Raw genomic sequence first — 10,781 nt, forward strand, 5'->3', positions numbered from 1 at the left:
TTTCATATTATAATTTAGTTAGGAAATGAAGTCTTTCTATTATTGGTTTTATGTTTATATAATGAAATATTAATTAGTATATAGAAATTCAAGATAATAAAATAAGGATGTGAATCTATATGTTATATTTACAATTAATGGAGGGAATGGCCCTTGTTGCTCTAACCGCATATATATTCAGTCATTCGCGAACGTTTAAGAACTTAATCAAAAATAGTATAAGTTTCAAAGATAAAATCATCATGATAATTTTTTTTAGTGTGTTATCAATACTCGGCACCTATATTGGTGTTAATATTGAACCCCATGCAATTGCAAATACTAGACCCATTGGAGCTATTGTGGCTGGAATGATGGGTGGACCTGTTGTTGGAATTATAGTTGGAGCTATTGCAGGAGCACATCGGTATACCTTAGGTGGTTTTACTGCCGTTGCATGCGGAATTGCAACTGTTATCGAAGGACTTACAGGCGGTCTTATTAAGGTATATTTAAAAGATAAGAATTTTAGCATTAGGGTGGCCTTTATTGGTGGATTAATTGCTGAAATATTTCAAATGCTACTAATATTATTAATAGCAAAACCACTTGATCAAAGCCTTGCACTTGAAAAAGCAATAGCATTACCAATGATAATAGTAAATTCACTTGGTGTCGTAATATTTATGGATATAATAAAAAGAATAAAGGTTGAATATGCAAGGACCGGTGCAATACAAGCTCAAAGAGTACTTGCTATATCTAAAGAAACTCTATTTTATATGAGAATGGGACTAAATAAAAATACCGCTGATAATATAGTAAAAATAATATATGAAATCGGTATTGTACAAGGTGTATTTATAGCTGATAAAGAGGATTTTCTTGCTTACTGCGGAGAGCCATTATCCGAAGCATTATTAATAAATAATTTAGGTTCTGTACTTTCTCAAAATAGTAATAAGGTTATTAAATTTAGGAATAATTTGAAAAATGAGGTATTTTATTGTGTTCCATTGTTAATAAAGAAAAATGAGTTTGAAGGTATTATAGGATTAAAGGTGAAAAATGAAAAAGATATAGACTCTTATTTTATTGAATTCTGCCTGGAATTAGCTAGCTTACTTTCAACACAAATTGAACTTTATAAATTGAATAAATTGGCAGAGGGTGTTCAAGCCGCAGAACTTAAAGCATTAAGAGCCCAGATACATCCTCATTTTTTCTTTAATGCGTTAAATACTATCTCCTGTTTTTGTAGAACGGATCCAATGAAAGCAAAGAATTTAATACTGGACTTATCGAATTATTTTAGGAAAACTTTAAAAAGAGATGAGGATTTTGTAACCTTAAAAGAAGAAATTGAGTTAATTGAGTCATACCTTCACATAGAGCAAGCAAGGTTTGGGCCAAGACTTAAGGTGTATTTTAACATCCCTGTAGAAATATTAAATTTTAAAATACCTGTATTCCTACTTCAACCCTTAGTAGAAAATTCGATAAAACATGGAATTCATGATAAAAAAGACGGGGGTTGCGTTTATATAAATGCCGAAAATACAACTGAAAATATTATCTTTGAAGTCTCCGATACAGGCGTTGGGATGGAACCTAAGAAATATGAGGAAGTAATTACAAAATGGCCTGGTATTGGTCTGAAAAATGTAAATGATAGATTAAAGCTTTTGTATGGTCCACAGTATGGTGTAGATATAAAAAGTGTTTATAATGAAGGAACTCAAATAAAGATAATTATACCAAAGGGGTGAGGTCAATGGATAAAATAAAATGCATTATTGTTGAAGACGAAATACCCGCAGCCGAGGAGCTTGACTATGTTTTATCCCAATATAAGTTTCTTGAAATTAAGGGCATTGCATATGATAATGCTGAAGCAATTGACCTAATAAATAATGTTCCCTTCGACGTTGCCTTTTTGGACATAAACATCCCCCTTGGTAACGGAATGGAGCTTGCAAAACACATAAAAAGTAACAATAATGCTTTGGATATAATTTTTGTTACAGCCTATAACATGCATGCCATAGAAGCCTTTGAAATTCAGGCATTTGACTATATACTTAAGCCCTTCGATGATAAACGTATTGAAACAACTATTAATCATTTAAAGGAAAAGTATATAGATAATAAACAAGATCAAAATGATATGATTGATAAAATCAGTGAAATGTTTAATAGTTTAAATAAACTTGATGGAAATCTAAAAAAAATCCCCTGTGAAGAAAATGGTATTATTAAACTAGTAGATGTTAATTCTATCTATTATTGTTATATAGAAAATGAAAAAACATATGTAAAGACCTCAGACAAAAGCTACCTAACAAATTTTATTCTTTCTAAGATTGAAACAAGAACCAATTTTTTAAGGGTTCACAGAAGCTATCTTGTCAATATAGATAAAATCAAAGAATTATACTCATGGTTTCACGGAACTTATAAACTAATTATTGATGACTTTGAAAAAACAGAAATACCTGTAAGTAGACGTAATGTAAAAAAATTGAAAGAGTTGCTTGGAATATAGGACAAAATCTTAAAAAACATAAACTGTGTTGTAATCTAACTTCGTCCCTGTAATCCTGCTAAATTAAATATTCTTATCCTCCTCCAATTTCTTAATATGTTTTTTAAGTTCATTTATTTGTTTTTGTAAATCATTACTAGTACTACCTAAATTAACATCTAAATTCCCTGGATTTGCTATGAAATTTTCCTGAGTTACTGTTATAGCAATATCTTGAGCTATACCAGAAAGAATACTGGCTACAAGAAGTCTTTGGACAATATTAAACTTACGACTAATTAAAATTCCTATTATTGATGTTAATGCAACCAATTCATCTGGGGTGTAATCCTCTATTTTTTTCATAAAACAACCCCCTTTAAATGAATTTGTGCTAAATAATTAATAGCTTCATATTAATATATATTAAAAAAGTTGAATATATATATCATTTAAATAAAATCATTATATGTTTTTAATCTTCATCCCATATCATTTTAGCCAATGGAAAAGGTTCTAGAGCTCTATCTAATATGCCTTGAACATAGGCAATTAAAATTCCATAATTAACCATTGGTACATTAAATTCTTTTGCTGATTCAATTCGATTTAACATTGCAGCCCTATTTAACATACAAGCACCACAATGTATTATTAGTGCATATCTTTTAACATCCTCAGTGAACGTAACCCCTGAAGTATACTCGAAATCTATCTGTTTACCCGTGATTTGCCTAAGCCATCTAGGAATTTTAACTCTTCCTATATCATCAGATTGCTGGTGATGTGTACATCCTTCTGAAACTAGTACTTTATCTCCATCTTTGAGCTTTTCAACTACCTTAACTCCTCTTATGAGCTCAACTAAATCCCCTTTATATCTTGCAAATAAAATTGAAAAGGAGGTCATAGGAATGTCCTTAGGTGTATCCGCTGCAACTTTTAAAAACACTTGTGAATCTGTAATAACAATTCTAGGTTTCTTGCCTAGATTTTCTAAAGTTTCCCTTAGCTCATGTTCTTTAGTAACAATTGCAATTGCATCGCTTTCAAGAATATCTCTAATCGTCTGTTGCTGAGGAAGTATTAAGCGTCCTTTTGGAGCCGCCTTATCTATAGGAGTAACTAATACTACAAAATCCCCAGGACTTATAAGATCACCTATGATTTTAAATTTCTCTTCCTCCTCTGGGATCATACTTATAATTTTATCTTTCAATTCCTTTACCCCTTGTTTTGTAACTGCTGAGACAGAAACTGACGGAATGTCTAGCTGCTTTTTTATTTTACTAATAAGCTCTTCATTTACGAGTGCTATATCAGTCTTATTCAAAACCGCTATTACTGGGATCTTTTTACCTTTAACATGCTCAATAATAAATTTATCATAGTCAGTTAATCCAATAGAGGTATCAATAACCACTAACGCAATATTTGTTTTATTTAAAACCTCAAAAGTCTTCTTTTTTCTTAATTCCCCCAGTTCTCCTACATCATCTAAACCTGCTGTATCAATTATTACGCAAGGCCCTATAGGCAATATTTCCATAGCTTTATATACTGGGTCGGTAGTTGTTCCCTTCATCTCCGAAACAATGGCTGTTTCCTGATTTGTTAAAGCATTAATTATGCTAGATTTTCCTGCATTTCTCATGCCAAATAACGCTATATGAACTCTTTCTGAGCGAGGTGTATCATTTAAACTCAATTTTTATTCCCCCTTATTTTAATCCAGGTATTCCTGGTTTCGTTAATTCATATGGATTTAATATTTTCTCTATTTTTTCTGTGCTAAGTATTTCGTCTGTTCGCAGTATATCCCTAATAGTTTTATCCTCTTTTAAAGCTTTCTTCGCTATGATACTTGCCTTATCATAACCTATATGATGAACTAATGCAGTAACTAAAGCTGTTGATTTTTCAAGGTTTTCTTTACATTTTTTTTCATTTACAGTAATACCCTCAATACATTTTTCTCTAAATATAATAACGCATTTATTTAAAAGCTCAAGGGATTCAAGCAAGCTCTCTGCAATAAGTGGGGTAAAGGAATTTAACTCTAATTGTCCCATAGAACTAGCCATAGTTATAGCTCCATCATTTGCAATAACTCTCATGGAAACCTGAGCCACCATCTCCGGAATCACAGGGTTAACTTTTCCAGGCATTATTGTAGAACCTGCTTGCATTTCAGGTAAACTTATCTCTCCAAATCCACCCTTAGGTCCAGAATTTAATAACCTCAAATCATTTGATATTTTTAATAAGTTAACACTACAAGACTTGAGTAATCCTGACACCTCCACATACACATCACAGTTTTGAGTTATATCCATTGGATAATCGGACCTAGCGAGTCCTAGCTTTGTTAAATCTTGAAGGGAATCCGTTATCATATATATAAATTTATTCGTAGCATTGAGTCCCGTCCCAATAGCAGTACCACCCATATTAATTTGTCTTAACCGCTCTTCTACCTTATAAATTCTCCATCGATCTCTCTCGAGTGCCTTTGCATAGGCTCCAAATCCTTGACCTACCATCATGGGAAGCGCATCCATAAGCTGAGTTCTCCCTAGCTTTATCACATCTGCAAATTCATTTTCCTTCTCTTGAAAAGCCTGCTGTAGCTCTGCCAAAGATTTACTTAGCTTCCTTATAAGATGGATTGCTGCGATTCTAAGTGCAGTTGGATAAACATCATTGGTGGATTGAGACATGTTAACTTCATTTAAAGGATGAATTAACTCATATTCTCCCTTATTTCCTCCAAGGATTTCAATTGCTCTATTAGCAATCACTTCGTTTACATTCATATTAGTTGAAGTTCCCGCTCCACCTTGAAAAGCACTAACAACAAAATTATAATCAAGTTTTCCGTAAATTACATCTTCACTTGCTTTTATAATCGCATTTGCTTTTTCGTCAGCTAGCTTTTTAAGCTTCTTATTTACCATCGCTGCTGCTTTTTTAATAATTGCAATTTCATATATTAATTTTAAATTAACGCTCTTATTTTCTAATGGAAAATTTTCAATTGCCCTTTGAGTATTAATTCCATAATAAAATTTATCATCTATCTTTATCTCTCCAAGCAAATCCTTTTCAATTCTATATCCCATTATAACCAACCTCTTTCACCTAATTCTAATATCTATATAAAATAGAATACCATTTTTAGTAATAAAAATCAAAATAATACCGGTGGAGTTACTATAAGGGACTCTTATTTTTATAATGCAATAGAACCCTTTAAGATTTATTTATCTCAAAAGGTTCTTTTATTTATATAATATATATTGTTGTAGGTAGTTAATTGTTCTTCTACTATTAAATTGCTGTCCAACCACCATCAATTGATAATAGCTGTCCTGTAGTATAGCTAGATGCATCTGATGCAAAATAAACCATAGCTCCATCTAATTCTCCAGTTCTACCTGGTCTTCCCATTGGACAAAATGTTTTAATAACTTGTTGAAAACTCTCATCTCCAATTATATTATGTGTCAACTCAGTGTCGAAATAAGCAGGTCCAATAGCGTTAACTGTAATATTATGTTGTGCCCATTCTTGTGCCAAAGACTTTGTTAGCATTTGTACTCCACCTTTAGTAGTGCAGTATGCACTAAGAGGCATTCCTTTCATTGCAACATTACTATGAATTGATCCCACATTTATGATTTTTCCATATTTCTTTTCAATCATAACTTTTCCAACTTCACGAGCGAAATAATAAACACCAGTTAGATTTACCTTTATCATGGTTTCCCAGGTCTCGTCAGATTGCACTTCCGCTGGTTCAAATAGGCCAATCCCTGCATTATTAACTAAAATGTCAATAGTTCCAAAATGTCCTTTAATCGTGTCAACTGCTTGTCTTATATCTTCTACTTTCATAACATCACACTTTACTGTTAGACATTCTACCCCAAGTTCTTCTATTTCTTTCTTTACACTCTCTAATTTTTCAACTCTTCTCGCAACAACCGCTATATTCGCTCCTTGTTTTGCTAGTGCCTTAGCAAATTGAACCCCTAATCCTGATGATGCACCAGTTACCACTGCAACCTTACCTGTTAAATCAAATAATCCTGCCATTACTGTATCTCCCCCTTTTTAAAATATGTTCATTTTATCCAACCTTACCACGTAATTACATTTGAGTCAATAGATGTTTTATTCAATAACTATCTGTAAAAATAGTGAGACCATACTAAAATTATTGCTTCTAGTATGGTCTCTAATTATAAAGCGATATTTATTTTGTAAGCTTAATTATTATATCCTTATGCTGAGGGTACTTATTTAAAAGAGCATCTCTTTCTAATATTTCAAAATCTTTAAAATCAAAGCCAGGGGACACCATACAGCCAACAAGCGAGTAACCTGAGCTATTCATAGCAGAACCAAAGATATAATTCTTTGGTACTAGGAACTGTGGAGTTTCTCCATTTTTTATATTAAGGCCTAGTTGCCTAATAGTAATTTCTCCCTTTGGACTTATCATATATATTGTAAGAGGAGAACCTGCATGATAGTACCACATTTCATCTGATTTCAATCTATGAAAACTTGAAATTTCTCCATCTCTTAATAAAAAATAAATACTAGTCCAAAGTATTCTTTCACCTCCAAATCTAGTTTTTAAATCATTGGAGCTGATATTTTCACAAGAGTCAAAACTACTTTTGTAGAAACCACCTTCAGGATGAGGTTCCATATTTAATGTGTCAATAAAGTATTGTGATGAGTACATAATTTATCTCCTTTTTCATCCAATGAATAAAACAGTGAATATATATGTATATAACACATCTCAACTATGTAAGAAATATTCATAGTAAGCACCTTGAAATAGTAAAACTATTTCACCGAAAACCCCTATACAAAAAAACATAAAATAGTAGGTTGCCTTTGTTATATCTTTACTAAATAGTTCCTTAAAAGCTTGAATAATCAATTGTTCGAATTTAAACAAACTTAGGATCCAGCCAATAATGAGGAAAGTAATAATTGCCATATTGATTGCCTCTTTCATATTCATATTTGTCACTCATAATATATCCATATAATTGTATGTTATCATCCTTAAAATGTCAATCCTTTGAGGAATGCTTAAGTTATTATCTATTTATTAAGGACGTCATATGCATCTATAGTAATATAATACTAAAACTAAAACATCATTATTTTTTTATTGCCTTTCCAAGTTTACTATTTACAATGCTGCTATGTTTTAAAGCTATCTCCCCTCCAATAATTACATATTCAATTCCTATAGGTTTCTTTACAGGTTCTAAATATGTTGCACCATCTTCTATTTTATTAAAATCAAATATAGTGACATCAGCATCTGCTCCAAGGCTAAGGGTACCTTTTGATAATAACCCCATCCTGTTTGCTGGTAAGAAAGTTATTTTTTCTATTGCAGTTTCCAATGTTAATAATTTTTTCTTTTTTACAAATTCATTAATAAACCTTGGGAACGTTCCACTTCCTCTTGGATGCCCTTGCCCATTTTTATATAGACCATCACTTACAATAATACCTGTATGGTGAGTTATAGCCATATCTACTTCCTTTTCTCCTAACACATGGGCAATTACTAATGCTTTGGGATCACTCTTCCTTTGCTTATCAAAAGTGTCCTTGCTAAACCTTTTACCTGCGAACTCCCCGGTTGTCCCCTCAAGTTTAGAATAAGAATTTTCATCTAAGTCATATTCTTCTAGAAAACCCTCATCAAAGCAAGATGATCCGATAAACGTACAGTATGCATAATAAGGATAACTATCAAATCCTATATCAAGCCCTTGGTTTCTAAAGTTATCAATAATAGACAGTGTTTCTTCCATCTGTCCAAAACTACACATACTTGAAACATGAGAAATCTGTAATGAAGCCTTAGTAGCTTTTGCATAATTTATGATTTCCTCGATTGATGAAATAGCCTTCTTAGCATCACCTCGTTGATGCACTGCTACAAGTTTATTACTTTTTGATGTTACCTTCATAAGTTCAGTAGCTTCATATTGGTCTATCCCTGGTATATATTCGATACCCATTGAAAAACCAATACATCCTTGATCCAATTGCAATTTAAGTAGATTCGCCATTTTCTCGATGATTTCTTTATCAACCGGACCATATTTATCAAAATCACCAAAAGTATTTCTTAAGCTTTCATGTGGTGCATACATTGCAAGATTTATAGGATACCCCTTTCTATCTACTGCATCAAGGTATTCAATAGGGTTACTCGGACCAAGTCCACAATTTCCGCCGATTGCAGTTGTAACACCCATGTTTAGCATGGAATTTGATATACAATACTCAAATGAATCATCTTTTGCGTTATATGGATCTTCATGCATATGCATATCAATAAAACCAGGTGTTACAATAAGGAATTCTGCATTTATCTCAGTATTTCCAGATAAACACTCCTTAGATATGCAAGCTATCTTACCTTTTGAAATTCCTATATTCAATTTAGAATTAATCTTATTGGAAGGATCAATAACAGTTCCATTATTTATTACTATATCAAACATGCAAAATCACTCCTTTATTCTCAAAATCAATAATTTTTTTCAATAAAGGTTAACATACAACCATAATGTATCTTTATTGCAATAATGCTATTACTAACATTTCTTCAGAAAATCAGTTTAGAATAGACAATTATTAAAATGGTCCATAATGCAACATATTTGCTAGAATAACTGCTACAATAGCAATAGTATATTGTAACACAACTAGTTTAATCATAACCTTAGCCCATTTTTGCCATGGTACTCCTGCAATTGCAAGCCCAGCCATGAAATATCCCGAAGTTGGGAAAATAGTATTTCCTATTCCATCTGCAAGTGAGAAGATTAAAACAGCAGTTTGACGAGTAACATGCAGTAAATCTGCTAAAGGTACCATAATCGGCATTGTTAAAGCCGCCTGCCCACTTCCAGAAGGGACAACAACGTGTATTAATGCTTGTATAACAAACATTCCAGCAGCACTTAATGAACCTGGCAAATAATGTAGCACACCTGAAGCATTAAATAGTATTGTATCAATAAGTTTTCCGTTAGTTAATACAACTACAATTGCCCTTGCCATACCTATTACTAAAGCTCCTACTAAAATACCAGCAGAACCCTTCATAAATGCGTCTATATACTGATCAGATGATAATCTTGCTATTATAGCAATGACGATTGATAATATAATAAACAAAGCAGACATTTGTTCCATACCCCATCCTAATTTCATAACACCATAAGTCAGGATAGAAAAATTAAATAAAAAAGCAACCAAAATTAATTTATGTTTTCTTTCTAATTTCACTTCAGGAGCATCTGGATTAACTTCTGATGAGTATTTACCATCACCAAAGCAACCAAGTGAGGGGTCTTTCTTTACTTTCTCAGCATATCTATAGACAAATCCAACCGCGGTTACATACATGATAACATATAAAAATAATCGCAATCCTATTCCGGAGAACATTGGAAGTTTAGCGATATTCTGTGCTATTCCAACTGTAAATGGATTCATAACAGCTGTTGTGAACCCAATTCCTGCACCCATTAAAACAATTGCTGTTCCAGTGATAACATCATATCCAAGTGATAGTGCAACGGGGATCATAAGCGGTATATAAATTAGATTTTCTTCGGCCATTCCTATTAAAGAACCACCTACAGAGAAAATAAACATTAAAATAGCGATAAATAATAGACCTTTATTAGCTAATTTTTTAGATAAAGTAGCTAACATGGCATGAATAGTCCCAGTTGTGTTCATAACCTCAAACATTCCACCTATTATAAGTACGTAGAATATAATTGGTCCCGAATCAACCAATCCTTGATGAATAGAAGCAAATATTCCAAGGAAACCTACAGGCGTAGATGCTACTAATTTATATGTGTTAGGTACAACAACATCTCTGCCATTTACCATTGCTCTACTATATTCTCCAGCTGGAAGAATATATGATAAAGCTGCTGCTACAACAAGCACGCAAAAAAGCAAAATGAAAACATTAATACCCTTAATTTCTTTTGGTTGTTTACTAACTTTTTTAGTCATTTCTTTACTTTTCATTTTTCCACCCCTTTTTTATTACTTTGCATATAAGGGGCTGTCTCAAAATGATTAAAAAATCATTTGAAGAGACAGCCTCTTTTCCTTATTGATTTTAATAGAAACACTAAAAAATCACTCTTTTAATTACTATTTTGTAATGCATTTTTATTTTTTTACACTACAAAAAGAA

10 protein-coding genes are annotated in these 10,781 nt (G+C 32.2%); 2 read left to right on the forward strand and 8 right to left on the reverse strand.

The features are described 5' to 3' along the window. Positions 1 to 119: 119 nt before the first annotated feature. Both VIM70_RS17275 and VIM70_RS17280 read left to right on the forward strand, forming a co-directional pair. Positions 120 to 1,748, forward strand: coding sequence for a LytS/YhcK type 5TM receptor domain-containing protein (locus tag VIM70_RS17275; RefSeq protein ID WP_331947021.1), 1,629 nt, complete (start codon positions 120 to 122; stop codon positions 1,746 to 1,748). Between the two features lie 5 nt (positions 1,749 to 1,753). Beyond that, positions 1,754 to 2,524: a LytTR family DNA-binding domain-containing protein gene (locus tag VIM70_RS17280; RefSeq protein ID WP_331947022.1), complete on the forward strand. Its 771-nt coding sequence runs from the start codon at positions 1,754 to 1,756 to the stop codon at positions 2,522 to 2,524. Between the two features lie 63 nt (positions 2,525 to 2,587). Here the strand turns inward: VIM70_RS17280 and VIM70_RS17285 are convergent, their stop codons facing one another. The 8 genes from VIM70_RS17285 to VIM70_RS17320 all read right to left on the reverse strand — a co-directional run bounded on the left by VIM70_RS17285 (position 2,588) and on the right by VIM70_RS17320 (position 10,609). Continuing rightward, the gene (locus VIM70_RS17285) at positions 2,588 to 2,869 is read right to left on the reverse strand and encodes a hypothetical protein (RefSeq protein WP_331947023.1); all 282 of its coding nucleotides are present in this window, start codon (positions 2,867 to 2,869) and stop codon (positions 2,588 to 2,590) included. Positions 2,870 to 2,978: 109 nt separating this feature from the next. Further along, entirely contained in the window at positions 2,979 to 4,211 is a 1,233-nt protein-coding gene (hydF, locus tag VIM70_RS17290) for a [FeFe] hydrogenase H-cluster maturation GTPase HydF (RefSeq protein WP_331947024.1), read from the reverse strand. A gap of 13 nt (positions 4,212 to 4,224) precedes the next feature. After that, positions 4,225 to 5,625, reverse strand: coding sequence for an aspartate ammonia-lyase (locus VIM70_RS17295; RefSeq protein ID WP_331947025.1), 1,401 nt, complete (start codon positions 5,623 to 5,625; stop codon positions 4,225 to 4,227). Between the two features lie 208 nt (positions 5,626 to 5,833). Further along, positions 5,834 to 6,601 carry an SDR family oxidoreductase gene (locus VIM70_RS17300; protein ID WP_331947026.1) on the reverse strand — a complete coding sequence of 256 codons (768 nt, stop codon included), beginning with the start codon at positions 6,599 to 6,601 and terminating at the stop codon, positions 5,834 to 5,836. A gap of 160 nt (positions 6,602 to 6,761) precedes the next feature. Beyond that, entirely contained in the window at positions 6,762 to 7,259 is a 498-nt protein-coding gene (locus VIM70_RS17305; RefSeq protein WP_331947027.1) for a cupin domain-containing protein, read from the reverse strand. Between the two features lie 60 nt (positions 7,260 to 7,319). After that, complete coding sequence (locus VIM70_RS17310; protein WP_331947028.1) at positions 7,320 to 7,547, reverse strand: hypothetical protein; 228 nt, start codon at positions 7,545 to 7,547, stop codon at positions 7,320 to 7,322. Positions 7,548 to 7,689: 142 nt separating this feature from the next. Continuing rightward, complete coding sequence (locus tag VIM70_RS17315) at positions 7,690 to 9,057, reverse strand: amidohydrolase family protein (RefSeq protein WP_331947029.1); 1,368 nt, start codon at positions 9,055 to 9,057, stop codon at positions 7,690 to 7,692. 133 nt (positions 9,058 to 9,190) lie between these two features. Continuing rightward, positions 9,191 to 10,609 (reverse strand): hypothetical protein, encoded by a 1,419-nt coding sequence (locus tag VIM70_RS17320; RefSeq protein WP_331947030.1) that lies wholly within the window; start codon positions 10,607 to 10,609, stop codon positions 9,191 to 9,193. Positions 10,610 to 10,781: the final 172 nt, after the last annotated feature.

The sequence above is a fragment of the Clostridium sp. genome (genome assembly GCF_036569345.1).
Classification (GTDB): Bacteria; Bacillota; Clostridia; order Clostridiales; family Clostridiaceae; genus Clostridium_AD.